Annotated in this window: 23 protein-coding genes and 1 pseudogene; 15 read left to right on the forward strand and 9 right to left on the reverse strand. The window is 47.2% G+C overall.

What is annotated here, in order from left to right; all coding sequences use genetic code 11:
* Positions 1-443: 443 nt before the first annotated feature.
* Entirely contained in the window at positions 444-1,184 is a 741-nt protein-coding gene (locus SK33_RS08065; protein WP_046481660.1) for a GIY-YIG nuclease family protein, read from the forward strand.
* 199 nt (positions 1,185-1,383) lie between these two features.
* Here SK33_RS08065 and SK33_RS08070 read toward each other — a convergent pair.
* Together SK33_RS08070 and SK33_RS08075 are read right to left on the reverse strand one after the other, a co-directional pair.
* Positions 1,384-2,504 (reverse strand): IS3-like element ISSen4 family transposase gene (locus SK33_RS08070; protein ID WP_085950818.1). Its coding sequence is split into 2 segments (ribosomal slippage): positions 1,384-2,246 and positions 2,246-2,504, totalling 1,122 coding nucleotides; the frame shifts between segments, so codons are not numbered across the junction.
* Between the two features lie 102 nt (positions 2,505-2,606).
* Positions 2,607-3,221, reverse strand: a complete 615-nt coding sequence (locus SK33_RS08075; protein ID WP_046481659.1) for a recombinase family protein — start codon at positions 3,219-3,221, stop codon at positions 2,607-2,609.
* Positions 3,222-3,770: 549 nt separating this feature from the next.
* Between SK33_RS08075 and SK33_RS08080 the strand changes: the two genes are divergently transcribed.
* The 4 genes from SK33_RS08080 (at position 3,771) to SK33_RS08095 (ending at position 7,054) form a co-directional block, all read left to right on the forward strand.
* Positions 3,771-4,724, forward strand: a complete 954-nt coding sequence (locus SK33_RS08080; protein WP_048218263.1) for a cation diffusion facilitator family transporter — start codon at positions 3,771-3,773, stop codon at positions 4,722-4,724.
* A gap of 111 nt (positions 4,725-4,835) precedes the next feature.
* Positions 4,836-5,210, forward strand: a complete 375-nt coding sequence (locus tag SK33_RS08085; protein WP_011977761.1) for a cytochrome b562 — start codon at positions 4,836-4,838, stop codon at positions 5,208-5,210.
* A gap of 437 nt (positions 5,211-5,647) precedes the next feature.
* Positions 5,648-6,229: a cytochrome b/b6 domain-containing protein gene (locus SK33_RS08090; protein ID WP_046481655.1), complete on the forward strand. Its 582-nt coding sequence runs from the start codon at positions 5,648-5,650 to the stop codon at positions 6,227-6,229.
* 135 nt (positions 6,230-6,364) lie between these two features.
* Positions 6,365-7,054, forward strand: coding sequence for a VIT1/CCC1 transporter family protein (locus SK33_RS08095; protein WP_016240364.1), 690 nt, complete (start codon positions 6,365-6,367; stop codon positions 7,052-7,054).
* A gap of 142 nt (positions 7,055-7,196) precedes the next feature.
* Here SK33_RS08095 and SK33_RS08100 read toward each other — a convergent pair whose 3' ends face one another.
* From SK33_RS08100 to SK33_RS08115, 4 genes are all read right to left on the reverse strand, one after another.
* Positions 7,197-7,793 carry a hypothetical protein gene (locus SK33_RS08100; protein ID WP_048218260.1) on the reverse strand — a complete coding sequence of 199 codons (597 nt, stop codon included), beginning with the start codon at positions 7,791-7,793 and terminating at the stop codon, positions 7,197-7,199.
* The gene (locus tag SK33_RS08105) at positions 7,777-8,145 is read right to left on the reverse strand and encodes a hypothetical protein (protein WP_046481651.1); all 369 of its coding nucleotides are present in this window, start codon (positions 8,143-8,145) and stop codon (positions 7,777-7,779) included. Before SK33_RS08105 ends, SK33_RS08100 begins: the two co-directional genes overlap by 17 nt.
* Positions 8,135-8,899, reverse strand: a complete 765-nt coding sequence (locus SK33_RS08110) for a lysozyme inhibitor LprI family protein (protein ID WP_176217760.1) — start codon at positions 8,897-8,899, stop codon at positions 8,135-8,137. The genes SK33_RS08105 and SK33_RS08110 overlap by 11 nt, the downstream gene beginning before the upstream one ends.
* A gap of 258 nt (positions 8,900-9,157) precedes the next feature.
* Positions 9,158-11,074 carry a recombinase family protein gene (locus SK33_RS08115; protein ID WP_046481650.1) on the reverse strand — a complete coding sequence of 639 codons (1,917 nt, stop codon included), beginning with the start codon at positions 11,072-11,074 and terminating at the stop codon, positions 9,158-9,160.
* Positions 11,075-11,169: 95 nt separating this feature from the next.
* On the opposite strand from SK33_RS08115, the pseudogene SK33_RS08120 reads away from it, so the two are divergent.
* A pseudogene (locus SK33_RS08120) lies at positions 11,170-11,349 on the forward strand (YkgJ family cysteine cluster protein); the annotation flags it as partial.
* Here SK33_RS08120 and setB read toward each other — a convergent pair.
* Positions 11,346-12,527, reverse strand: a complete 1,182-nt coding sequence (gene setB, locus SK33_RS08125; RefSeq protein ID WP_016150664.1) for a sugar efflux transporter SetB — start codon at positions 12,525-12,527, stop codon at positions 11,346-11,348. The pseudogene SK33_RS08120 and the gene setB overlap by 4 nt on opposite strands.
* Positions 12,528-12,894: 367 nt before the next feature.
* Here setB and fruB point away from each other — a divergent pair, with 367 nt between their 5' ends.
* The 3 genes from fruB to fruA are packed head-to-tail and all read left to right on the forward strand — an operon-like array spanning position 12,895 to position 16,668.
* Positions 12,895-14,025 (forward strand): fused PTS fructose transporter subunit IIA/HPr protein, encoded by a 1,131-nt coding sequence (gene fruB, locus SK33_RS08130; RefSeq protein ID WP_048218252.1) that lies wholly within the window; start codon positions 12,895-12,897, stop codon positions 14,023-14,025.
* Positions 14,025-14,963 carry a 1-phosphofructokinase gene (gene fruK / locus SK33_RS08135; protein WP_003027446.1) on the forward strand — a complete coding sequence of 313 codons (939 nt, stop codon included), beginning with the start codon at positions 14,025-14,027 and terminating at the stop codon, positions 14,961-14,963. Before fruB ends, fruK begins: the two co-directional genes overlap by 1 nt.
* A gap of 16 nt (positions 14,964-14,979) precedes the next feature.
* On the forward strand, positions 14,980-16,668 hold the full coding sequence (gene fruA, locus SK33_RS08140; protein ID WP_003840084.1) for a PTS fructose transporter subunit IIBC: 1,689 nt from the start codon (positions 14,980-14,982) through the stop codon (positions 16,666-16,668).
* 85 nt (positions 16,669-16,753) lie between these two features.
* Here the strand turns inward: fruA and SK33_RS08145 are convergent, their stop codons facing one another.
* Together SK33_RS08145 and SK33_RS08150 are read right to left on the reverse strand one after the other, a co-directional pair.
* Entirely contained in the window at positions 16,754-18,052 is a 1,299-nt protein-coding gene (locus SK33_RS08145) for an anaerobic C4-dicarboxylate transporter (protein WP_003845167.1), read from the reverse strand.
* A 75-nt stretch (positions 18,053-18,127) separates the two neighbouring features.
* The gene (locus tag SK33_RS08150) at positions 18,128-18,847 is read right to left on the reverse strand and encodes an aspartate/glutamate racemase family protein (protein ID WP_003027440.1); all 720 of its coding nucleotides are present in this window, start codon (positions 18,845-18,847) and stop codon (positions 18,128-18,130) included.
* A 349-nt stretch (positions 18,848-19,196) separates the two neighbouring features.
* Here SK33_RS08150 and hypT point away from each other — a divergent pair, with 349 nt between their 5' ends.
* The 6 genes from hypT (at position 19,197) to SK33_RS08175 (ending at position 24,822) form a co-directional block, all read left to right on the forward strand.
* A complete protein-coding gene (gene hypT, locus SK33_RS08155) occupies positions 19,197-20,108 on the forward strand; it encodes a hypochlorite stress DNA-binding transcriptional regulator HypT (RefSeq protein WP_044711435.1) in 912 nt (303 codons plus the stop codon).
* Between the two features lie 302 nt (positions 20,109-20,410).
* On the forward strand, positions 20,411-21,346 hold the full coding sequence (locus SK33_RS08160; RefSeq protein ID WP_048218249.1) for a pseudouridine kinase: 936 nt from the start codon (positions 20,411-20,413) through the stop codon (positions 21,344-21,346).
* A 40-nt stretch (positions 21,347-21,386) separates the two neighbouring features.
* Positions 21,387-22,367 (forward strand): IS5-like element ISKpn26 family transposase, encoded by a 981-nt coding sequence (locus SK33_RS08165; protein ID WP_000019445.1) that lies wholly within the window; start codon positions 21,387-21,389, stop codon positions 22,365-22,367.
* Positions 22,349-22,552 (forward strand): hypothetical protein, encoded by a 204-nt coding sequence (locus SK33_RS26635; RefSeq protein WP_326928976.1) that lies wholly within the window; start codon positions 22,349-22,351, stop codon positions 22,550-22,552. The genes SK33_RS08165 and SK33_RS26635 overlap by 19 nt, the downstream gene beginning before the upstream one ends.
* Positions 22,540-23,475: a pseudouridine-5'-phosphate glycosidase gene (locus SK33_RS08170; RefSeq protein ID WP_003027432.1), complete on the forward strand. Its 936-nt coding sequence runs from the start codon at positions 22,540-22,542 to the stop codon at positions 23,473-23,475. Before SK33_RS26635 ends, SK33_RS08170 begins: the two co-directional genes overlap by 13 nt.
* Before the next feature lie 96 nt (positions 23,476-23,571).
* Positions 23,572-24,822, forward strand: coding sequence for a NupC/NupG family nucleoside CNT transporter (locus tag SK33_RS08175; protein WP_003027431.1), 1,251 nt, complete (start codon positions 23,572-23,574; stop codon positions 24,820-24,822).
* Positions 24,823-24,841 lie beyond the last annotated feature (19 nt).

Below are 24,841 nucleotides of genomic sequence, written 5' to 3' on the forward strand. Positions count from 1 at the left end.
ACGAACGAAGTGAGTGTTAACAGATAAACTATAGAACTACATAATTATAATATTATATTTTATATATAGAGAAAAATGTAGTTTTTGGACTGGTTTTTAACCAGTTGTAAACCATCCGTCTTCGCTTCGCTTGACGGAACTCACTTCGCTCGTAATTCAGGATATCTCTTCAACATTTGAAGCGAAGGACACGAACGTAGTGAGTGTGTTATGAATTCACAACCCGCAGAATGTTTTGTTCAATGATCACTGTACGGTCAGAACCGAATAATAAAATGTATTAGCTCAGATTTGCACCGTTGGTAACATTTGTCACAAAGCCAGACCCAATTTGACATTCCGCTCCGAGTCAACAGCGGACATTACTGACATCAAATTTTGTTAAGCTACAGTGAGGAGTTCAGCATGTATAATGCTTTTACTATTCCATATGGAACCCTAACATGAATCGTTTGACTGAGATTGGTTTTATCAAGGTGGGATTCTGGCAGATTATAGACGGTAGCCTGAAGTACCATCTCGATGACAGATTCACAGATGTTAAGAACAACCTCTATGCATTTGTTTGTGATGGTGAGGTAAAATACGTTGGTAAAACCACTCGTCTATTACGTAACAGGATGTACCATTATTCACGTCCAGGCCCTTCCCAGACTACGAATATAAAAAATAACGCTAACATCATTGAGATGCTATCTAATAATGTTGCCGTTGATATCTTAGTGCTTCCAGATTCGGGACTGATGCACTACGGGCAATTTCACTTAAATCTTGCTGCTGGTCTTGAGGATTCCATCATTAGTGCCATTAACCCTGAATGGAATGGAATTCAGAGGCCAGAACTGAAGTGTGAGGAAGTAATATCAACTGAAGCTGAAATCATCACACATAGCAGTATTAAACAATTCACTTTCAACATGACAGATACGTACTGGCGAAGAGGATTCTTTAATGTGCCGGTAGTAAGTTCTCAAAAGTTTGGTAAAGACGGTGAGAACATCAAGATTGTTCTTCATGATGGCATGTCTTCCATCACGGCAATGATTAACCGAACTGCCAATCAGTCTGGTTCACCCCGCATTATGGGGGGCGTTGAGCTTAGGCAGTATTTTCAACTCAATTACACAATTGGTGATGTTGTACCTTTCGAGGTGCTCACACAAAATATGATGAAGCTAAAATGAAAGATTATTTTTTCCTTCTTACAGTCGTATCAGCCTGAACGTTCCGCAGGTTGGCCTGCTCGCTGTCAATTAAATACGCAGATTTTATCAAAGTGGATCCGGTAGTAATAAACAACGAACGTCCTCTTCGCTCAGGACGGATGGTCAGATTCGAGTACGTTCTGTCTGCGTGACCTGCCCCCACGATTAGATACAACACTCAGTTAGTAACGTCGGAATCTTCATTCTCAGAATGACCCTTTCTCCAGCCCGCTGCAAATTCAGACGGTGTCTGATAATTCAGCGTGGAGTGCGGGCGGCATTCGTTATAATCCTGCCGCCAGTCATTAATAATTTTCCTGGCATGAACGATATCGCTGAACCAGTGCTCATTCAAACATTCATCGCGAAATCGTCCGTTAAAGCTCTCAATAAATCCGTTCTGCGTTGGCTTGCCCGGCTGGATTAAGCGCAACTCAACACCATGCTCAAAGGCCCATTGATCCAGTGCACGGCAAGTGAACTCCGGCCCCTGGTCAGTTCTTATCGTCGCCGGATAGCCTCGAAACAGTGCAATGCTGTCCAGAATACGCGTGACCTGAACGCCTGAAATCCCAAAGGCAACAGTGACCGTCAGGCATTCCTTTGTGAAATCATCGACGCAGGTAAGACACTTGATCCTGCGACCGGTGGAAAGTGCGTCCATGACGAAATCCATCGACCAGGTCAGATTGGGCGCCGCCGGACGGAGCAGCGGCAGACGTTCTGTTGCCAGCCCTTTACGACGTCTTCTGCGTTTTACGCCCAGGCCACTGAGGTGATAAAGCCGGTACACGCGCTTATGATTAACATGAAGCCCTTCACGGCGCAGCAACTGCCAAATACGACGGTAGCCAAAACGCCTGCGCTCCAGTGCCAGCTCAGTGATGCGCCCTGATAAATGCGCATCAGCAGCCGGACGGTGAGCCTCATAGCGGCAGGTCGACAGGGATAAACCTGTAAGCCTGCAGGCACGACGTTGCGACAGACCGGTCGCATCACACATCAACATCACGGCTTCCCGCTTCTGGTCTGTCGTCAGTACTTTCGCCCAAGAGCCACCTGAAGCGCCTCTTTATCCAGCATGGCTTCGGCAAGCAGCTTCTTGAGTCTGGTGTTCTCTTCCTCAAGCGACTTCAGGCGCTTAACTTCAGGCACCTCCATACCGCCATACTTCTTACGCCAGGTGTAAAACGTGGCATCGGAAATGGCATGCTTGCGGCAGAGTTCACGGGCGGGTACCCCAGCTTCGGCTTCGCGGAGAATACTGATGATCTGTTCGTCGGAAAAACGCTTCTTCATGGGGATGTCCTCATGTGGCTTATGAAGACATTACTAACATCGGGGTGTACTAATCAACGGGGAGCAGGTCATGCGCATTAATCCGGTCAGAATCGAATATAATTAGCTTACTAACTCCTTCTTGATTCGGTAAAAGGTGGCGCGACTGATATCTGCTGCTTTCATGATGTGGGCTGGTTTAACGTTCTGTGCCAGCATTTCCCGAACCACTTCACGGGCTTGCATATCTTTTTCTTTCCCCGTATACAAACCTGCCTGTTTTGCTTTTGCGATCCCTTGTGCCTGGCGTTTACGCCGGGTTTCATAATCTTGTCGTGCCATTGTCGCGAGGATATCGATCAGCATGGCATTAACTGCTCTCAAAATGCCGCTGGTTAGGTCACTACCAGACATTTCAACCATCTGCCAGCTTGTTGGCAAATCCATTGATACAATAACCAGCCCTTTACTGTTCAGCGTAGCTTTGAGTTCAGCCCATTCTTCATGTTGAAGACGACTGAGACGGTCAATCGCTTCAATAAGAAGCAGATCGCCAGGTTGTGCTTCTTCAAGAAGATGCATTAGTTCCACACGCTCCAGCTTCGCACCGCTGGCATTCTCAATGTATTCTCCGGCAATCGACCAGTTTTTGCTTTGCGCAAATTCGCGCAAGCTAACTAATGCACGGTCAGCATGTTGGCCTTCAGTAGATGCACGGCAGTAGATACGGACATTCATTATGAATTCTCTTTTAAGTATCAAATCAATACCCATATGATACATTACATTGTTTTGTAGTCAATAGGGTTGAATTTGATTGTATTGAGACTTCTTATCATGGTCTTTATCAGGTATACCTAAAAGAGATATTGTATTGAATGTTCTCAGATCATGCTTGGGGTATACGATGTAGTCAGTTCCTGTAACTGAACCACTCAGTTTGCATTTCAGTAGGTCTTTATCAATTACAGCGAGCCACTACTGGGGACCGGAATAGTCTAGCATCTACATAACCAGTTTTTTGCCATAATAACCTGTAAAATAATTTTAGTTTGCCGAATACGTAACACTGAACGTAAGCGTATAGTTGTGGTAACTGTCAATTTTTTCATATTCTGTTAAGAATAAATTAATGTTTAAAAATTATGATAAATGAATGTCATCACAAACATGGCACGTCCTTTACAGGAATAAATCTCACCAATTATTATATTTTCGCCACAGAACCTGTCCGGGAAGGATAGTCTGTTTAGTATTAACTGTTGATGCTGTTATAAGGAGTTTCTGGTGCAGGTAAACAAATTTACGGATGATATTGATATTAGTTCTCATGAGCGTTTCATCGCGGCCCGTAAAAGTACGTGGGTTAGTGTGCTTGTTAATTGTTTTCTGACATCCGGGCAGGTGATTACTGGTATATTTTCTGGATCTCAGGGACTTATCGCGGATGGTATTCATTCCCTGTCTGATTTAGTCTCAGACTTTGTTGTACTCATTGCAAACCATAAAAGTAAAAAAAATCCCGATGATGACCATCACTACGGTCATCATCGTTATGAAAATGGTGCATCATTAATTCTGGGGACAATTTTATTTATTGTTGGCATCGGCATGTTATGGTCAGCAGTAAATAAAATGAAACAACCAGATGATATTCCTCAGGTACATATTGTTGCTCTGTGGGTGGCTTTAGCCGCACTGGTTATCAAAGAGCTTCTTTTTCGCTATATGCTTGCCGTAGCAACCCGAGTAAAATCCACTATGCTGGTCGCTAATGCCTGGCATGCACGCTCTGATGCCGCTTCGTCTTTGGTTGTGGCTATTGGTATTATTGGGAACTTATCAGGTTTTAAATTACTCGACCCAGTTGCTGCAATGGTTGTCGGACTGATTGTAACCAGAATGGGATATTCATTTATGTCAGATTCGCTTCATGACTTGATGGACAGATCCGTGGATATTGAAACTGAAAATAAAATAAAAACCACATTATTGTCAACGCCTGGAGTTGAAGGTATCCATGATCTCAAAACCCGTAAAATGGGAGATCTTGTTGTTGTTGATGTTCATCTGGAAATTAATGGTAATTTATCAGTGAAAGTAGGGCATGACATTGCTGTTTTAGCCAGGAAATCAGTTTTAGATAATCATCATGTATTAAATGTCATGACGCATGTTGACCCTTTTTTTAAGGAGGGAAGTGGCCTTGATTATGGAAGTGTAAATAATCATAAACAATAATTTTAATGCTGATTTTCTTCGGGGAAATTGGCAAATAATTATTTTCTTTGCTCAATGTTACGTCTTCGGATTGTGATTTTTTTAAATGATAGTAAACAATGTGGGGTTATTATGAGAAAAATTATGCATAGTGTTATAATAGGAACAGCCCTTGTTTTATCTACCAGTGTAATAGCTGGTTCTGACGGTGTTGAACATGCCATGAAGATGATGAATAAAAGCTACCGCGCAGCACTTAAGGAGGAGGACGTTACATCTTTCAGGAAAGATATGCAGGATCTGAAATCAACAGCAGAGTCCATCTTGAACGGCCCGGTAGAGGGGTATGACAGGGAAACGTATGTTGCAGGTATGTCACTTCTGATTGATGAGGTAACTGCTGTTGAAAGTACCGCTGAAAAGGAAGGTCTTGACGCTGGGAAAATTGCAGCACAGAAACTGGGCAGTATGATGAGAAAATACCATAATAAACTTGGCGTTGACTGAACCGGGAACTATCAGGAGAAAGTAGATATGCTGGAAAGATATCCCGGAACTGACATGATATAGCTGCTTGTATTAGAATGGATAGTTATGCCCTGGTGAAGAAATTCTAATACGTTATCTTATCTGCTCAGTACATATAAAAATGTTGGGGTCGCAAACATGCTTACCGATGCTACATTGCCTCAACATAAGCTAAGTCCTATTGATGTTGCACGGGGCGGATATACCCGCTTCGTGCTTCACTGAAACATACTGATGATCTCTTGGCTGGAAAAACACTTCTTCATGGTAATCTCTTCATATTACTGATGTGATGTACTATAGGTTTAGATACCATTCTCTGATTAAAGAGTATTGTTTAGTTCCGATAAGTTAAGGTTTCGTTAATAAAAAGGCATGTTGATTTGGTCAACCACCCCTAACAAAGTGGCTAAATTATGAATGAAAATTTACGTAATGCTCTCCCTCACAAAGACACACCATTTCTACGTGTGCTTCATATCATCTTAGCTGTATTGATTTTATTGCAGATTGTTAGTTCAAATCTTACCGAAAGCGATGCTCTCAGTGACTATACTCTCACAGGGTTCGTTACATGGTTCCATGTTATCACTGGATTATCACTGATTGTTCTTGGGTTAATCATGCTTGCATGGATGCTGACACAACGAGGATTTCATTACTATTTTGCTTGGCTGACTCTTGATTTTCGAGGTGTGGTTGAAGATATCAAAATGCTGATGTCATTCCGTCTCCCTGAAGCTCATGCTGGTGGGATTGCTGCCTTAGTCCAGGGGCTTGGTGTACTTGCGCTATTGGGCGTTGCATCATGTGGTGGTTTCTGGTTTGCACTCAATACAATTCCTGGAATGTCGCCAGTGCTGACAGAAAGTGTCCTAAATTTGCATAAGTTTCTGACTGTATTTATTGAAACCTATTTCTGGGCGCATGGTTCGATGGGGTTGCTGCATATATTTCTCACCATCCGTAGCCAAAGGAAAAATTCCGTTACGGAATAGTGTGATAGATTGATGATTAATAAAGTGTGCTGTAATGGCTGGATAAAATTGACTACAATAGTTTAATTATCTGTCAAGGCATTCTTATATGTCCGTAATTCCGATTAGTGTGCGTAGTTGAAGGAAAGCAAAGATATGCATCTTGAACGACACAGCATCGAAAAAGTGGGATGGCTTCGGGCGGCTGTACTGGGGGCAAATGACGGAATTGTTTCGACAGCAAGCCTTGTCCTTGGTGTTGCGTCAGCAAACACCAGTTCTTCGGGAGTTTTACTTGCTGGTGTTGCCGGACTGGTTTCTGGTGCGATGTCGATGGCAACGGGAGAATATGTTTCAGTCTCATCTCAGGCTGATACCGAAAACGCTGCACTTGCTCAGGAAAAAAGGGAGTTGGAAACCGATTATGAAGGTGAAATGCAGGAACTGACTTCACTTTATATACAACGTGGACTGGATCCTGTGCTTGCCTATAGGGTTGCAGAGCAGCTCATGGCGAGAAATGCTCTGGATGCTCATGCCCGTGAAGAACTTGGGCTGACGGATACAAACTCTGCACAGCCCCTTCAGGCTGCTGTCTTTTCTGCTCTGAGTTTTTCTGCTGGTGCCGTGTTACCTTTAATAGTTGCATGGTTATCTCCTCCAAAGCAGGTTTTTTTGTTTATTATCCTTTCCACCCTTTTTTCACTGGTGGTCCTTGGTTATATATCCTCTGTTGCAGGTAAAGCACCTCCTGTCAGGGCGATCATAAGAATTATGTTCTGGAGTACACTGGCTATGTTTTTGTCGATGGGGATTGGTCATTTTGCAGGGCAGGTCCTGCTTTAATGTTCTGTCGCGATATTTCGAGTCGTATGTCATAAAAAAAAACGCTAATGTAGCTCCTTACAGGTTTTATTCCCCTTGGTACAGTGTCCATTGAAGAAAGATGCAGGGGCTTGGCCCCTGCATTTGAAGAGAATAAATAATGTTACTTAAGACAAATCTCCCGATCATAGACTCCACCATTCACAGCCAACATTTGCCTTTTCTTTTTTGAAATCATACCAGTCATGATTTGCGAATCATCTAAAAAAATACCTTCAAATGTTCCAGGACGTGCATGCCATCCTGCAATAATTACTGTATCTCCAACGTTTAACTTTGCTACCTTATCGTTATTATAATCCGTATTTTCAAAAATAAACTTTAGTCCTTCATTTGAACCAGAAATATACAATGTAACTAACGGATTCTTACTGAATGTAACAGTACCGATTTTTTTTATTTTACCTGTAACCATCAATCGGCACTTTTTGAAATCGTTAGTTGCACTAAACTCATGTTCTTTAAATCGTGAATAAACCTCTTCAGCTGTATAAAGTCTCGGAAGTATATCGATGATAGATGGTCTAGATAATTGCGAGATTTGCTGTAAAGAAACAGTATTTGCGTGTAAAGTCGGTTTTACTTCAGTTGATTTTGCTTGGCATGGAGTTATTGCAATCCCCTGAAATACGTAAAAACTGAAGGTGATAGCAACAGTTATGACTGATTGTTTTATGCGATATTCAATTCGTGATTTCATTGTAATCTTCCATAAATTCTATCTTAACAATCTTATTACCATTGTGGTAAATTTTCACGTCGTCAGACGGAATCTTCACTGCATTACGGATCTCATTCATTGTATCGTTAGATAACATACCGCAGCCTTCCATATACATAACCTTACGGGTGTTGGTATCTGATGTATTAGTGAAGCCGCTGCTGACCCATGAATCAGGTATTTCGACTCCATGTATCAGATTCATATATTCAACGATAAACGTATCTGTCAGGTGAAAATGTCCAACCATGTATTTTCCGTTATAGGTTTGACTAGAAGACGAAGTTATCCAGTCGTTTTTTAAAACCAAAGTCAGGGCATTATTTTTCATTTTCAGACTCCAGTTCACGAATACGGTTTTTCGTCATGTCGGTAAGACATTTCTGTTCATTATTGCAACCGGATTTTTGCTTTATCCATTCTCTTTGGGAAGGGAGTAATCGTTTTCTAGTTTCAGGGCTAAGGTTTTTCCAGACCGAATTTAGTTTCTCATCGCTTGCTTTATAACTGTGTGTATCGACATTTGAGGTTACTGCATTGTTTTTGGTGGCTTCGCGGTTGTTATTATAGAAAATGGGTGCACGAACTCCCTGAGCATAATCTTTAGCTGCTTTGTCCCACACTCCTTGACCATTGGCAGTCAGTATTTTTCTGAACTCTGTAGTGTTGAAACTGTAACTGCGGATCTCGCCATTGAAATCTAGTTTCACGTTGACGGTGGTTGACTTCGCAATGCCAGTCAAGAAATCCCCAGCTTCTGAACCAAGTGAACAGACTAATTCCTTCGTATCGTCGTTATTCTTTGGGCGTAGTCCGTGCATCGTGAATCTGCCGTTATCAGTTGTAGCAGTGATATCTACCAGCGGCACGATCGAGGATGATTGCTTTGTTATCGCGAAGCATATTCCCTTCAGATTTACATCCCTGTCCATTCCGAGAAACATCAGGGCGTTTTTGTCGTTGCTGGCGACACCTGCTGATTTCGCCTCTGGCAAGAAATAGACGGTACTGGAGGCGGCGGTTATAGCTGAAATGAGAACAACGCCTGATGCCATGATTTTTAACGTTTTTATAAGGATAGTCATTCTGGATACCTTCTTTCTATTGCACTCCATCGGGGGCAGATCACCATCCCGTGAGTCTTGCTAGTGAGAAACACTACTCGAAGAATCATGATCTTACATTGATCTGTAAAATCTATCAATAATGTAAAATCGATCTATAAAAACGATCGATTGTGGTGTGTATAATTCCGAGATTGCTTTGATGTAACGGAAACGGAGATAGGGCTATTGAGGGCGTTGGTAGGCTTCCCCTTGACAGGTATGCAAGGGGAGAGTGATTTACTGTAAAAGTTTTTCTAAGTCTTCCAGCGAGTTAATCTCGTATTTAATACCGTTGACAGTTGCATACGATTTACTTGTAGTGCTAGCTACCTTGATAGCCAATCCATTACCTTCGTTTTGGTTTACACCATCCTCCAGCTTGGTTATAAACGTCGGGTTTAGAATGCTGACTTCATGCTTGTCCTTAATATGCTGTGCAAATTTTTCAGGTGAAATCAGTTCATCAATGAAGGAGTGCAACACAAGTCCTTGCATTTTTAGTAAGTCATGATCATTTACTGTCTGTGCTTCTACATACGAAACACCAGGTGATCGGTTTCGATTGAACTTAATCACGATTCTCTGTTTTGTCTCGTCGGCGAAGGTTACTTCAAAATGACCATACCGCCCATCAATGTCATAGCAATCAATACGTTTGATAGCTTGCTTTATCTTCAGCCTAATTCGCTTACGATCAGGGTTTTTAGTGTCATGAACATCGAAATTTCGGAATTGATCCCAGCCAGTAGTTTGAATTTCTGAGCGGCTGATTTTGTACTGTTGATATTCTCGCTCAAGCGTTATTTTTTTCTGTTTATTGGCATTAATCTGATCTGCCAATTCTTCGAGGTCATCTGTCAAAGTTGCCAGCTTTAGCAGCTTTTTAACAGCTTCAGATGCCTTTTCAATCTCAGATTCGTACCAAGCCGTTTTATCTTCTTGGTGGTTGTTCCAGACGTGATCAGCGATTAGTTGCAAAACAGTGTGCTCAAGCTGGTATGACGTAAAACCTTTTTTACCGCAAGGTTTACCCTGAACGATTTTTGAACCACATATATAACGGTACTTGTTTTCACTTGAACCAGATTTGAACATGAAAGAACCACATTTTCCGCAAAAAAGAATACCGATACCTGAGAGTAGCGGGATTTCTGGTTCAGGATTACCTGCTGGATATTTTGATGAATTACGAGTGATGGCGCGGTGTCGATCTAATTTCGAAAGTGTCAAGTAGTCCACCTCCGACATAAGAGCAGGGTAGTAATCAGGGATAATGAATGTTTCTTTTAACGGCTCATCTGATTCGGAATCGTATATGATGACACCTGATTCATCACGTTTATCCAGCGTAAAGGTTTTTTGTCCGTGAACAGTGGGGTTCAAAAATGTCCTGATCAAATGTTTACCCCATTGTTCAGTTTTGGGTGTCAGCGCTTGACCTGTCTGGTCTTTATAAACCCTCTTTTTAGGGGCAGGGTAATGTTCGTTAAGATATCGTTGGATTCCAAGAAGAGTTTCACCGTTTTGTTTAAGTTCGATAATCTTCTGAGCTGCGGTAAAATATAGAGGATGTGGAGTAACGTATCCTGATTTTGTATCTACCCACCAAACATTCTGACCGACTGATTCTATTGCTTTTGCTGGTGTTCCCGATTCTCTTGTCAGGTTGTGTCGTATCAACGAACGGGCCTGGGCTTCAACTCGATTCTTTTTTGTCAACGACTCGTCGTGGGCGCGTGTGAACATCAACAATGAAATGATTAAATCGGTTGGATTATTCTTTACGTCCGCGTACTTATAGACCTTCTCATCCATGCCAGTAACAACGACTATCCCCCTGCTAAGTATGTTCTTGAATATATCCAAAGCGCTCCAGGCATCATCACGACTAATGCGGTCAAGATTTTCGACGACTAGCCACGAGCCAACGGGAACCTTCGCCCCAATCTGCTTGATGAACTCCGATAGCTTCCCTTCATGAGCATTTTTTCCTTTGAACGCAGACATGCCGAGATCGTGGAAAGCCGTTGTATCAAGTTCGAGATTATAACGGGCCGCAATTTTTAGAGCGGTATCTTGCTGACGCTCCAGGGAGTTACCTTCCCGTTGTTTCACAGATGAAAAACGCACGTACGAATATAGCTTGGGTTTCATTGAGTGTGATTCCCTTCGGATGGTATTGATTGATCAGATAGATCTGATGCTAACAGCAGGAATGTGAATTTTAAACAGTGAATAATTATATGTTAGGCAAACCTGCTAATACGCCATGCGTTCAGCTGGATGAATCCCTGCGTTGCAAAATTTTTGCTTCGCCGCTACGACCAAAAGTGTGCGGCGGTTTACAGCCCAGTGCGGAAATGTGCGGACAGACGACGCACCAGGCCATGGTATATCTCATCGAGCTTGAAGCGCTGACCGCGCCTTAAACGTCCTTGATGCGCGCCAGGCACACGACGGTGGCGACGATCATTACCAGCGCAAACCAGAACACCGCGTGATAGTTCCAGATTTCAGCGGCAATCCCCGCCAGCGATCCGGCAATAATCCAGCCCACGCGAATGGTATTCGTATAGAGGGTCGTTGCTGAGCCTGCCTGTCCTGGCATCAGATCCTGGAAATAGAGCATGCCAATCCCGCCGAGGATGCCGATGTAAATCGCGTTCAGCAGCTGTAAGCCAAGTAATATCGCCGGAGAGTGAGCCAGCAGCATACCGGCATAAAAGAAGAACCCGGCGACGACAGCAATTCTCATCAACAGACGTTTGCCCAGACGCTTTGCAAAATAGCCAGCAATCAACATGGTCGGGATTTCCAGTCCGGCTGCGGTACCCATCATGATGCCAGCCAGTTTTTCCGGCAGATGCAGTTCGTTGATGATAAACAGCGGCATATTAATGATATAGAGACTATTAGTGCCCCACATTAATGTGCAGATAACAAACAGCAGCAGCGTGTCGCGTCGATTGCGGCGTGGGGCCTCAACTGCGCCTGTTGCGAGCGGCACGTTTTTACTCATCGAAGGTAAAAATAACCAGACCATTACGCCGCAGACAACAAACGCCACCGCTGCGCTGAGATACATCACCGTAAAGCTGAACCCCATGGCCAGCGCGTAGGCCAGCGGTGGGCCAATTACCCAGGCCAGCGAAACCTGCGCACGTAATATTGAGCTGAACATGACGGCTTCCCGACCTGTGCGGTCGGCGTGTTCACGGGCGAGAGCGAACATTTGCGGGTTGGCAGTCGATCCAAAGCTGCTGAGGAATACCCCGATAAACAGCAGAATAAAATAGTTACGGTTCCAGGCGAACAGCACGCAGGCCAGCATCCCCAGCACGCAGCAAAACACAATCAGGTTTTTGCGATCGCCTTTTTTATCCGAGCGCCCGGCCAGAAACTGACTCACCAAAATGCCGATCACGGCGCTGCCGGTAAAAAAGAACCCGACCATGCCGGGACGGGCATGGACTTCATCCGTCAGAAAAAGGCTAAGCGTTGGCGTCTGCAACGCACCGGCGATACCCGTCAGAAATGCGACAAGCAGGAACGCCGAAGACGTTAAATCAAACGCCTTGGGTGTGGCGGCTACGGGGGTGTTATGCATGTTTTGATATCAATGATGTGAAGAGACGCGGAGTTTACGCCGCTTGTCAGAAAATAAACAGGGAGCCAAATCAAAATCGGCATCAAAAATCAAAATAGCATTTCAGTCAAAGAATGCTGTTTGCTGACGTTGCTGAATCTGACAAGCTGACGCCGTTTTTCCGTCAGCAGTTTTTTCTCCCTCGCAGAGAAAATGTGCGTTATCTCTAAATTCAGCAAGTAATTTGTCAACTTTACTTGTGTGCTGAAGAAAAAAGAGCAAGACTTCTTGAAACGTTTCAGCGTCATCTCGCCATAACTGATGGAGTCAGATGACGCCTTTTTCTCATGTTAGCTGAATCGTTTCAAATCAGCGGGAGAGGAGAACCATGTTCCAGTTATCTGTTCAGGATATTCACCCGGGCGAACAGGCCGGGAATAAAGAAGAGGCTATTCGCCAGGTTGCCGCTGCCTTAGTGCAGGCGGGTAACGTCGCGGAAGGCTACGTCGATGGCATGCTGGCGCGCGAACAACAGACGTCCACGTTCCTCGGCAACGGTATTGCGATTCCTCACGGTACGACGGACACGCGCGATCAGGTGCTGAAAACCGGTGTGCAGGTTTTTCAGTTTCCGCAGGGCGTGACCTGGGGCGAAGGGCAGGTTGCTTATGTGGCAATCGGCATCGCCGCAAGCTCTGATGAACATCTCGGTTTACTGCGTCAGCTGACACACGTGCTGAGCGATGACTCCGTCGCTGAACAGCTGAAATCTGCGACCACGGCGGAAGAACTGCGTGCGCTGCTGATGGGCGAAAAGCAAAGCGAACAGCTGAAGCTTGATAACGAAACGCTGTCGCTGGATGTCGTGGCCAACTCGCTGGTGACGCTGCAGGCACTCAACGCGGCACGACTGAAAGAAGTCGGTGCGGTTGACGCCACCTTTGTGGCCAGAGCAATCAATGAGCAGCCGATGAATCTCGGTCAGGGGATCTGGCTGAATGACTGTGCTGAAGGCAACGTGCGTAGCGCTGTTGCGGTCAGCCGTGCAGCAACAACATTCGATGTAGAAGGTGAAGCGGCAGCCCTGCTGGTGACCGTCGCCATGAATGACGATCAACCGGTTGCCGTGCTGAAGCGCCTTGGCGATCTGCTGCTGAATAATAAAGCTGACCGTTTGTTGAAAGCCGATGCGGCAACGGTGCTGGCGCTGCTGACCAGCGATGAAGCCTTAACTGATGATGTACTGAGCGCCGAATTTATTGTGCGCAATGAGCATGGTTTACATGCCCGCCCGGGCACCATGCTGGTGAATACGATTAAACAATTTAACAGTGAAATTACCGTGACAAATCTTGATGGAACCGGCAAACCGGCGAATGGACGCAGTCTGATGAAAGTTGTGGCATTAGGTGTGAAAAAAGGACATCACCTGCGCTTTACCGCCCAGGGTGAAGATGCTGAACAGGCGCTGAAGGCGATTGGCGAAGCCATCGTGGCAGGTCTGGGGGAGGGCGCGTAATGAGCAGACGTGTTGCGACTATAACCCTTAACCCGGCTTACGACCTGGTGGGTTTTTGCCCGGAAATTGAACGCGGTGAAGTGAACCTGGTTAAAACTACCGGTCTGCACGCGGCAGGGAAAGGAATTAACGTCGCTAAGGTTTTGAAGGATTTAGGTATCGATGTCACTGTGGGCGGCTTCTTGGGTAAAGACAACCAGGATGGTTTTCAGCAGTTGTTCAGCGAGCTGGGTATTGCCAACCGTTTTCAGGTTGTACAAGGGCGTACCCGTATCAACGTCAAACTGACCGAAAAAGACGGTGAAGTATCTGACTTTAATTTCTCCGGCTTTGAAGTCACCCCGGCTGACTGGGAACGCTTTGTGAATGACTCGCTGAGCTGGCTGGGCCAGTTCGACATGGTGTGCGTCAGCGGCAGTTTGCCGACCGGCGTGAGCCCGGAAGCCTTCACCGACTGGATGACGCGCCTGCGCAGTCAGTGTCCTTGCATTATCTTTGATAGTAGTCGTGAAGCGTTGGTGGCGGGTCTGAAAGCTGCACCGTGGCTGGTGAAACCAAACCGTCGTGAGCTGGAAATCTGGGCAGGCCGCAAACTGCCGGAAATGAAAGATGTGATTGATGCGGCGCATGCGCTGCGCGAGCAGGGTATTGCTCACGTGGTGATTTCACTCGGCGCGGAAGGTGCGCTGTGGGTTAACGCTTCAGGTGAATGGATTGCTAAACCGCCGTCAGTTGAGGTGGTCAGCACCGTCGGCGCGGGTGATTCAATGGTTGGCGGTCTGATTTACGGCCTGCTGATGCGTGAGTCCAGTGAACATACCCTGCGTCTGGCGACGGCTGTTGCCGCCCTGGCAGTAAGCCAAAGTAATGTAGGCATTACCGATCGTCCTCAGTTGGCCGCAATGATGGCGCGTGTCGACTTAAAACCGTTTAACTGACAGCAGGAGAGGCATAATGAAAACGCTGCTGATTATTGACGCTAATCTCGGCCAGGCTCGCGCTTACATGGCGAAAACCCTGCTTGGAGCGGCGGCACAGAAAGCACATCTGGAAATTATTGATAATCCGAATGATGCCGAACTGGCAATTGTTCTGGGCGATACGCTTCCTGCCGACAGTTCGCTGAACGGCAAAAAAGTCTGGCTGGGCGACATTGGTCGTGCGGTTGCGCACCCTGAACTGTTCCTCAGCGAAGCGAAGGGCCATGCAAAACCTTACAGTGCCCCGGTTGCAACAGCACCTGTCGCCAGCAGTGGTCCAAAACGCGTGGTGGCAGTGACGGCGTGTCCGACCGGCGTTGCTCATACGTTTATGGCTGCTGAAGCGATTGAAACAGAAGCGAAAAAACGTGGCTGGTGGGTGAAGGTCGAAACTCGAGGTTCTGTTGGCGCAGGCAATGCCATTACGCCGGAAGAAGTGGCTCAGGCGGATCTGGTGATTGTGGCAGCTGATATTGAAGTTGATCTGGCGAAGTTTGCCGGCAAACCGATGTACCGCACCTCTACGGGTCTTGCGTTGAAGAAAACCAAGCAGGAGCTGGACAAAGCGCTGGAAGAAGCAACCCCGTACCAGCCAACCGGTAAAGCGCAGACTTCAGCAACCGAAAGTAAGAAAGAGAGCGCGGGGGCATATCGTCACCTGCTGACGGGCGTCTCTTACATGCTGCCGATGGTGGTTGCTGGCGGTCTGTGTATTGCACTCTCGTTCGCTTTTGGTATCGAAGCGTTTAAAGAGCAGGGTACGCTGGCGGCGGCGCTGATGCAGATTGGCGGTGGTTCAGCTTTTGCGCTGATGGTGCCGGTTCTGGCAGGTTATATCGCGTTTTCCATCGCTGACCGTCCTGGTCTGACGCCGGGTCTTATCGGCGGTATGCTGGCGGTGAGCACCGGTTCCGGCTTTATTGGCGGGATTATTGCTGGTTTCCTTGCCGGTTATGTGGCGAAGCTTATCAGCACGAAGTTGAAACTCCCGCAGAGTATGGAAGCGCTGAAACCGATCCTGATCATTCCGCTGTTCTCAAGCCTGGTGGTTGGTCTGGCCATGATTTACCTGATCGGCAAACCGGTGGCTGGCATTCTGGAAGGTCTGACCCACTGGCTGCAAACCATGGGTACGGCGAATGCGGTGCTGCTTGGAGCGATTCTTGGCGGCATGATGTGTACCGATATGGGTGGTCCGGTTAACAAGGCGGCGTATGCTTTCGGTGTGGGTCTGCTGAGTACGCAAACTTATGCGCCGATGGCGGCTATCATGGCGGCAGGTATGGTTCCCCCGCTGGCTCTGGGTTTAGCAACGCTGGTTGCGCGCCGTAAGTTCGACAAAGCTCAGCAGGAAGGCGGCAAAGCAGCGCTGGTACTGGGCCTGTGCTTTATCACCGAAGGGGCTATTCCATTCGCAGCCCGTGACCCGATGCGCGTTCTGCCTTGCTGTATCGTTGGTGGTGCGATTACCGGTGCTATTTCGATGGCAGTGGGTGCGAAGCTGATGGCGCCACACGGCGGGCTTTTCGTTCTGTTAATTCCAGGCGCAATTACGCCGGTACTGGGATACCTGCTGGCCATTATTGCCGGTACGCTGGTAGCCGGTCTCTCCTACGCGGTGCTGAAGCGCCCGGAAGATGAGGTTGTGGCAAAAGCGGCATGATTTAATGCTGACATCAGGGGCAGAGATTTCTCTGCCCCTTTTTTTATCGATTAACTGCTGCCTGAAGATAGATATGTAAAACGGTTCAGGCAATCATTGGCGCTATGATAAAACCAAAGGCAACGCCAGCAATGATCCCACCCAGTCCTGGCAGCATAAACGGATGGTTTAAGACATACTTGCCCACGCGTGTTGTCCCTGTGGTGTCGAACTCCATTGCCGCCAGCGAAGTCGGGTATGTTGGTAGAACAAACACCCCGGTTACCGCCACATAGGAGGCCAGAATCGCCCATGTAGGTACGCCGAGTGCAACGGCCAGAGGGATAATCAGCGGCGTTGTGGCGCCTTGCGAGTAGAGAAGCGCGCAGGTACCAAACAGCACCAGCGCCAACAGCATCGGATAAGCCCGTAGAATATCGCCTGCGATATCCTTAATCTCCGCTAAGTGGGCATCAATGAAGGTCGTTCCCAATGTAACAATCCCGAGAATGACGGCCAGTGAACTCATCCCTGCTCGAAATGTGGAGGTCAGGACAATAGCATCGGTTGATGTTTTGCATAACACCACCATCAGGCAAGCGGCAGATAGCATACAAATAATGATGATATCCCGGGTATTCATTGGGTTGCCGGCATCAAATCCGGGGCGTAGCTGCGGGCAGGCGGCAAGAATAACGATGACGACCGTTGCCAACATGAACAGGGCGACTGAGAGTTTGGCACCCGGTACAGTGCTGTTTTGCCCTTCATATTTACGCACCAACCCTTTTTGCAGGCGTTCAAGATAGACTTCATCATCTTGTAGCTCGCATCCCTGACGTGAGGCGATAAAAGCGGCGGCCATCGCGGCAACAAACGAAGCTGGCAGACATACCGCCATAACCTGGATAAAGGTGACACCGTTGCCTTCCATAATGGTCAGCATCGCCGCCATTGCGGCACTGATCGGCGAACCGGATATCGCCACCTGAGAGGCGACCACGGAGCCGGCGAGCGTACGAGAAGGGCGGATACCGGACTCTTTGGCGACTTCGGCAATCACCGGTAGGGTAGAAAATACAATGAACCCTGTTCCGGCCATAATGGTCATCGACCAGGTGATAATCGGTGCAATAATATTGATATATTTAGGATTACGCCGCATGAAATTACCGGCTACGCGAACCAGATAATCCATACCTCCGGCGGCCTGTAGCGCCGATGCTGCCACGACAACTGTCATAATAATGAGAATAACGTCAACGGGGGGCGAACCAATTTGTAGATCAAATCCCAATGTTAAAATAGCCAGCCCCAGCCCGCCGCATAAACCGATACCTATTCCGCCGAGGCGGATACCAAAAAATATTGCACCCAACACGACGATAATTTCTAACCAAACCATAATGGCCTCCGCCAGAGAATAATTTGTTATTAAAATAAGTGTTTGTCTAATGCTTTATTAATCTGGTGACGGCTGTTATTGCGCCAGAAGATGATGTTTGCCAACCCGTTTTTCGTACCATTTAATACCGGCGCGTACTAATGAACCGGTTGAGTCAATATATTTATCTGGGGAGTTTTTGACTGCGTTGGCAAGAATGACGGGGACTTCAGTACATCCCAGTACAATGACTTCTGCACCGCGTGAAAAGAGCATTTCAGCCTGTTCATTCATCAGCGTTTGTGCCCGCTTAAGATCGCCGGCTTTTAAGCAATAAATACTATCCATGACTTTTTCCTGACCGGATGAATCAGGGCTGACACAGGTTAAGCCAAGAGATTCTATGCCTTTTTGGTAGAGTCCCATGTAAAGGGTGGCGTTGGTAGCAAGTAAACCGATACGCGATTTTCCGCAGTTTTTGACTTCATTCATGGTGGTTTCAACGATACTGAGTAACTCTGTATGACAGCACTCTTTTAATTCATTAAACCAAAAGTGGGCAGTATTACAGGGGATCACAATACACTCCGCACCAGCATCTTCCAGTTTATGCATATAATCACGCATTGCCGGAAGTGGGGAATGACCATGATGCATTAACGCATCAGTTCGATCTGGAATATCAGGGATGGATGAAATAATTAATGGGATATGTTCCTGATCGCGTTGCGCTGCGGTAAAGGTGACGAATTTATTAAAAAGATCGACGGTTGCAGCAGGTCCCATACCACCAAGTACGCCAATTAAACCTTTCACAATATATACCTCTATTACCGATATTTAATATCAGGGCTGGTGTGTGTCTGGTGTCTATGTTTAACAGCAGTGTGTCGTGAGGAGAAATGCAATAATGTATGGTTCAATGCAAAAACTGCATGGGTGCAGTTTCTTTTGCCACCTCAGCAGGCCAGTAATCAGGCTGGTGTCTGAAATTCCGCGGCGATAAGAGGTCGTGGTCGATGGGTAAAGAAACATGTTAATGTCAAAAACGAAGGTGTTATGCAAAAAACGAATCACCAGATGCTGATGTTGAATATCATCTCCGGGCATATTCAGGCATGATGCTTAAGACTAATTGACATATTTAAACATCCGCGTGACAGGCATGAAAAATATCGAGACAAAATGGTTATATGATTTTTTGACGCTGGAAGCGTGTCGTCATTTTTCCCAGGCCGCGGAGGAGCGCAACCTATCCCAACCGGCATTTAGCCGGCGGATCAAGGCGCTCGAATCCGCCGTTGGGGTGTTGCTGTTTGACCGTACGACGAGTCCACTGCAGCTGACGGAGGAGGGTAAGTTATTCCATTCGCAGACTCGTAGCCTGCTGCAACAGCTGGAATGTAACTTAGATGAGCTTAGTGGTCACAACCTGCTTGGCGTTCCCAATATCAAAATAGCGGCAGCGCATTCTCTGTCGCTGACGATGTTGCCCAGATTAGTACATTCAATGTCGGCATGGGGCGAGGAGTTTGTGTACCACGTCGAAGCGATTGACGTAGTCCAGGCAGTGAATACGCTGCGCGAGGGGAAAAGTGATTTCATTATCTCCTTTCGCGATGAAGACTTAATGCAGTCACCTTTCTGCGGCTTGAAGGTGTTTGAGTCTGAGCTGTATCCCGTCTGTGCTGCGGATTCACAGGGTCAGGCGTTGTTTGATATCTATCAGCCGCAGGTGCCGATACTGAACTATACCAGCACATCCTACATGGGAAGATTGGTTAACCGTCACCTGGCGGAGGTGGGGAGTATTTCAGCGCGTACGCTGTTTATGTCTTCGATGAGTGAGCTATTGAAGAATATGGCATTGGATGGGCATGGTATTGCCTGGCTGCCAGCGTGGACGATCGTGAACGAACTACGCGATAAACGCCTGGTTTGTCTGGACACGCCGGAGTTGATGGTGCCTATTCAGGCCTATATTTATAGAATGGATACACGTTTGAATAAAACCGCTGAGCACTTCTGGCGGATTTTGTACAACCATATGCCAGAGGATCTGGTTTCACTTAGTTGATACGCGCCAGTTCGCCTGGCGCGTCTGAAAAACCTCGGGTTATGACCAAAGATGCTTTTTAACCTGATCAATTTGTGTACTACCTCTCATTTTCTCTCTCCCTGACAAACTGTATCTATAAAAAATTGTGATTCTGTTCATATCTATCGACTTTATAGCTTGTGGATGGATTTACTTTGTCAAAAACACGCCTACTATGAACACATGTTTGATAGTGAACATATGCTCTAATAACATGATGTGTGGCGTTGGTTATTTTTAACGAACTCATTTGTGGCAAATTAATTGCCAGGGGACGTGCTATGCGTGAAAAGGAATACATCGTAACGATTGGCTCGGCCAATATGGATGTTGCTGGGTATTCGCATGCTTCTCTAAATTATGCGGATTCGAATCCAGGTAAGATAAAATTCACTCCCGGTGGCGTTGGACGCAATATCGCACATAATCTCGCGCTGCTGGGTAAAAATTCTTGGTTGCTAACAGCGGTTGGTAACGATTTTTATGGTCAATCATTATTGGCACAAACCAATCAATCAGGAGTACATGTCGACAAGTGTCTTATCGTTTCCGGAGAGAATACATCCAGTTATTTATCGCTGCTTGATAATACTGGTGAAATGCTGGTGGCTATTAATGATATGAGTATCACCGAGCATATTTCAGCAGAATTTTTATCACAGCATTTTGATTTTATTAGGCAGGCAAAAGTCATTATCGCCGATTGCAATATCAGCGAAGACGCTCTGGCATGGGTACTGGAAAACGCCGGAGATGTTCCGGTGTTTGTTGACCCGGTGTCGGCCTGGAAGTGCGTAAAAATTCGCGGCCGCTTTGCAAAAATTCACACCCTCAAACCAAACCGCCTTGAAGCCGAAACGCTCAGCGGTATTGCGCTTTCTGGGCGTGATGACGTTAGCAAAGTCGCCGCGTGGTTTCATGATCGCGGCTTAAACCGGCTGGTGCTCAGCATGGGCGGCGACGGCGTTTATTACAGTGATATTGCGGGGAGTTGTGGTTGGTCGCTCCCCATTAAAACTCGCGTCATTAATGTCACAGGGGCTGGTGATGCGATGATGGCTGGACTGGCCGCCTGCTGGGTAGACGGCATGCCCTTTATTGATTCGGTTCGATTTGCGCAGGGGTGTTCATCAATGGCATTAGCCTGTGAATATACCAATAACCCTGATTTGTCTGTTGCGAATGTTAGGGAAGGTGCGAACAAGTTCCTGATATGAGATCATCATATTCATCCGGAGCGCATCCCAGAGGGACATCATGAGCCATCAACTCACCTTCGCCGATAGTGAATTCAGCACTAAGCGCCGTCAGACCCGAAAAGAGATTTTCCTCTCCCGCATGGAGCAGATTCTGCCATGGCAGAATATGACCGCTGTCATCGAGCCGTTTTATCCCAAGGCGGGCAATGGCCGACGGCCCTATCCGCTGGAGACCATGCTGCGTATTCACTGCATGCAGCATTGGTACAACCTGAGCGACGGTGCCATGGAAGATGCCCTGTACGAAATCGCCTCCATGCGCCTGTTTGCCCGATTATCCCTGGATAGCGCCCTGCCGGATCGCACCACCATCATGAATTTCCGCCACCTGCTCGAGCAGCATCAACTGGCACGTCAATTGTTCAAGACCATCAATCGCTGGCTGGCCGAAGCAGGCGTCATGATGACCCAAGGCACTTTGGTGGATGCCACCATCATTGAGGCCCCCAGCTCTACCAAGAACAAAGAGCAGCAACGCGATCCGGAGATGCATCAGACCAAGAAAGGCAATCAGTGGCACTTTGGCATGAAGGCCCACATTGGTGTCGATGCCAAGAGTGGCCTGACCCACAGCCTAGTCACCACCGCGGCCAACGAGCATGACCTCAATCAGCTGGGTAATCTGCTTCATGGAGAGGAGCAATTTGTCTCAGCCGATGCCGGCTACCAAGGAGCGCCACAGCGCGAGGAGCTGGCCGAGGTGGATGTGGACTGGCTGATCGCCGAGCGTCCCGGCAAGGTAAAAACCTTGAAGCAGCATCCGCGCAAGAACAAAACGGCCATCAACATCGAATACATGAAAGCCAGCATCCGTGCCAGGGTGGAGCACCCGTTTCGCATCATCAAGCGGCAGTTCGGCTTCGTGAAAGCCAGATACAAAGGGCTGCTGAAAAACGATAACCAACTGGCGATGTTATTCACCCTGGCCAACCTGTTTCGGGTGGACCAAATGATACGTCAGTGGGAGAGATCTCAGTAAAAACCGGAAATAACGCCAGAAATGGTGGAAAAAATAGCCTAAATAGGCTGATTCGATGTGTTTGCGGGAAAAAAATCGGCCCAGATCCGCGAAATTTTAATCAGCGAGTCAGCTTGGGAAGAAATGACCTGCTTATTCGCACCTTCCTTAGCTCAATAGTGGAGAACACAGAATGTCTGAATTAACTCTTTCCTCTGAATTATTACAAATATCACCAGAAGTCCAGGAAGCATTAAACAGTAAAAAACCGATTGTTGCGCTTGAATCAACCATTATTTCTCATGGAATGCCATTTCCGCAGAATGCTCAGACAGCGATTGAAGTAGAAGAGACTATTCGTAAGCACGGCGCTGTTCCTGCGACCATCGCCATTATCGGCGGAATAATGAAAGTAGGTTTAAGTAAAGATGAAATTGAATTGCTTGGACGAGAAGGACATAGCGTTACGAAAGTAAGTCGTCGTGATTTGCCATTTGTGGTCGCGGCAGGGAAAAATGGTGCCACCACCGTTGCCTCTACGATGATTATTGCCGCGCTGGCTGGAATTAAAGTATTTGCGACCGGGGGAATTGGTGGCGTTCATCGTGGTGCTGAACATACGTTTGATATTTCCGCGGATCTGCAGGAACTGGCACATACCAATGTCACGGTAATTTGTGCTGGTGCTAAATCTATTCTGGATCTTGGCTTAACGACTGAATATTTAGAAACCTTTGGCGTGCCGTTAATTGGATATCGAACCCAAGCGTTACCGGCATTTTTCTGTCGTACCAGTCCGTTTGAAGTCAGTATCCGTCTGGACAGCGCTAAAGAGATTGCCCGCGCGATGGCGGTGAAATGGCAAACGGGTCTTAATGGAGGCCTGGTTGTCGCTAATCCAATCCCGGAGCAGTTTGCCATGGCAGAAGAGAAAATTAATGCGGCAATAGATCGGGCGGTAAAAGAAGCGGAAGAGCAGGGCGTCGTGGGTAAAGAAAGTACGCCGTTCCTGCTGGCGCGAGTTGCGGAGCTGACCGGTGGCGACAGCCTGAAATCAAATATTCAACTGGTGTTCAACAACGCTGTGCTGGCCTGTGAAATTGCGAAGGAGTATCAACGCCTCGCCTGACAGAATTTCCCGGGCAGAATGCGGTCGCCCGCGAATATCAAACCTACCAAAACCTGGCGATAACGCCGGGTTTCCTGGCATGAAGGGAATTTCATTATGGATATAATGAGAAGTGTTGTGGGTATGGTGGTATTACTGGCCATCGCGTTTCTGCTGTCAGTAAATAAAAAACGTATTAGTCTGCGCACCGTTGGGGCTGCGCTGGTACTGCAAATTGCCATCGGCGGTATTATGCTCTATTTCCCGCCGGGAAAATGGCTGGTTGAACAGGCCGCGCTCGGCGTCCACAAGGTGATGTCATATAGTGACGCGGGTAGCGCATTTATCTTCGGCTCCCTGGTTGGGCCAAAAATGGATGTGCTGTTTGACGGGGCAGGGTTTATCTTCGCCTTCCGGGTGCTCCCGGCCATCATTTTTGTGACCGCACTCATCAGTCTGCTCTATTACATTGGCGTGATGGGGCTATTGATCCGCATCCTCGGCGGTATTTTCCAGAAGGCGTTGAACATCAGTAAGATCGAGTCATTTGTCGCAGTAACCACGATTTTCCTCGGGCAAAACGAGATCCCGGCAATCGTGAAACCGTTTATTGACCGCCTTAATCGTAATGAACTGTTTACCGCTATTTGTAGCGGGATGGCCTCGATTGCTGGCTCAATGATGATTGGTTACGCCGGAATGGGCGTCCCGATTGACTATTTGCTGGCGGCATCATTGATGGCAATCCCTGGCGGTATTTTGTTCGCGCGTATGCTGAGTCCGGCAACGGAAGAATCTCGCGTCACCTTTGAAAACCTGTCATTTACTGAAACACCACCGAAAAGCATCATCGAAGCGGCGGCCAGTGGGGCTATGACCGGGCTGAAGATCGCCGCAGGCGTTGCGACGGTGGTAATGGCATTTGTCGCCATTATCGCGCTGATTAACGGCATTATCGGCGGAATTGGCGGTTGGTTTGGTTTTGGCCACGCCACTCTGGAAGGGATCTTTGGCTATGCGTTAGCCCCGTTGGCGTGGATTATGGGCGTGGACTGGAGCGATGCGACGCTGGCAGGTAGTCTGATTGGACAGAAGCTGGCGATCAACGAATTTGTTGCTTATCTCAACTTCTCGCCGTATCTGCAAACGGGCGGAACGCTGGACGTGAAGACCATCGCGATTATCTCGTTTGCGTTGTGTGGTTTCGCGAACTTCGGTTCGATTGGCGTCGTGGTCGGGGCATTTTCGGCGATTGCGCCACAGCGTGCGCCGGAAATCGCGCAACTTGGAATGCGTGCGCTGGCAGCAGCAACGCTGTCAAACCTGATGAGCGCCACAATAGCCGGTTTCTTTATCGGACTGGCATAAAATAAAGTTTGTAGGCCGG

Origin of the sequence: Citrobacter sp. MGH103 (assembly GCF_001034475.2) — a bacterium.
GTDB classification, from domain to species: domain Bacteria; phylum Pseudomonadota; class Gammaproteobacteria; order Enterobacterales; family Enterobacteriaceae; genus Citrobacter; species Citrobacter freundii.

Excerpts from the sequence above, each read along its gene's own strand:
- SK33_RS08095 (WP_016240364.1), top strand. The coding sequence starts at position 6,365 with ATGCATCTTGAACGACACAGCATCGAAAAAGTGGGATGGCTTCGGGCG.
- SK33_RS08105 (WP_046481651.1), bottom strand. The coding sequence starts at position 8,145 with ATGAAAAATAATGCCCTGACTTTGGTTTTAAAAAACGACTGGATAACT.
- fruA (WP_003840084.1), top strand. The coding sequence starts at position 14,980 with ATGAAAACGCTGCTGATTATTGACGCTAATCTCGGCCAGGCTCGCGCT.
- fruB (WP_048218252.1), top strand. The coding sequence starts at position 12,895 with ATGTTCCAGTTATCTGTTCAGGATATTCACCCGGGCGAACAGGCCGGG.
- SK33_RS08160 (WP_048218249.1), top strand. The coding sequence starts at position 20,411 with ATGCGTGAAAAGGAATACATCGTAACGATTGGCTCGGCCAATATGGAT.
- SK33_RS08090 (WP_046481655.1), top strand. The coding sequence starts at position 5,648 with ATGAATGAAAATTTACGTAATGCTCTCCCTCACAAAGACACACCATTT.
- SK33_RS08165 (WP_000019445.1), top strand. The coding sequence starts at position 21,387 with ATGAGCCATCAACTCACCTTCGCCGATAGTGAATTCAGCACTAAGCGC.
- SK33_RS08110 (WP_176217760.1), bottom strand. The coding sequence starts at position 8,899 with ATGACTATCCTTATAAAAACGTTAAAAATCATGGCATCAGGCGTTGTT.
- SK33_RS08085 (WP_011977761.1), top strand. The coding sequence starts at position 4,836 with ATGAGAAAAATTATGCATAGTGTTATAATAGGAACAGCCCTTGTTTTA.
- setB (WP_016150664.1), bottom strand. The coding sequence starts at position 12,527 with ATGCATAACACCCCCGTAGCCGCCACACCCAAGGCGTTTGATTTAACG.
- SK33_RS08175 (WP_003027431.1), top strand. The coding sequence starts at position 23,572 with ATGGATATAATGAGAAGTGTTGTGGGTATGGTGGTATTACTGGCCATC.
- hypT (WP_044711435.1), top strand. The coding sequence starts at position 19,197 with ATGAAAAATATCGAGACAAAATGGTTATATGATTTTTTGACGCTGGAA.
- SK33_RS08115 (WP_046481650.1), bottom strand. The coding sequence starts at position 11,074 with ATGAAACCCAAGCTATATTCGTACGTGCGTTTTTCATCTGTGAAACAA.
- SK33_RS08145 (WP_003845167.1), bottom strand. The coding sequence starts at position 18,052 with ATGGTTTGGTTAGAAATTATCGTCGTGTTGGGTGCAATATTTTTTGGT.
- SK33_RS08065 (WP_046481660.1), top strand. The coding sequence starts at position 444 with ATGAATCGTTTGACTGAGATTGGTTTTATCAAGGTGGGATTCTGGCAG.
- SK33_RS08100 (WP_048218260.1), bottom strand. The coding sequence starts at position 7,793 with ATGAAATCACGAATTGAATATCGCATAAAACAATCAGTCATAACTGTT.
- SK33_RS08075 (WP_046481659.1), bottom strand. The coding sequence starts at position 3,221 with ATGAATGTCCGTATCTACTGCCGTGCATCTACTGAAGGCCAACATGCT.
- SK33_RS08170 (WP_003027432.1), top strand. The coding sequence starts at position 22,540 with ATGTCTGAATTAACTCTTTCCTCTGAATTATTACAAATATCACCAGAA.
- fruK (WP_003027446.1), top strand. The coding sequence starts at position 14,025 with ATGAGCAGACGTGTTGCGACTATAACCCTTAACCCGGCTTACGACCTG.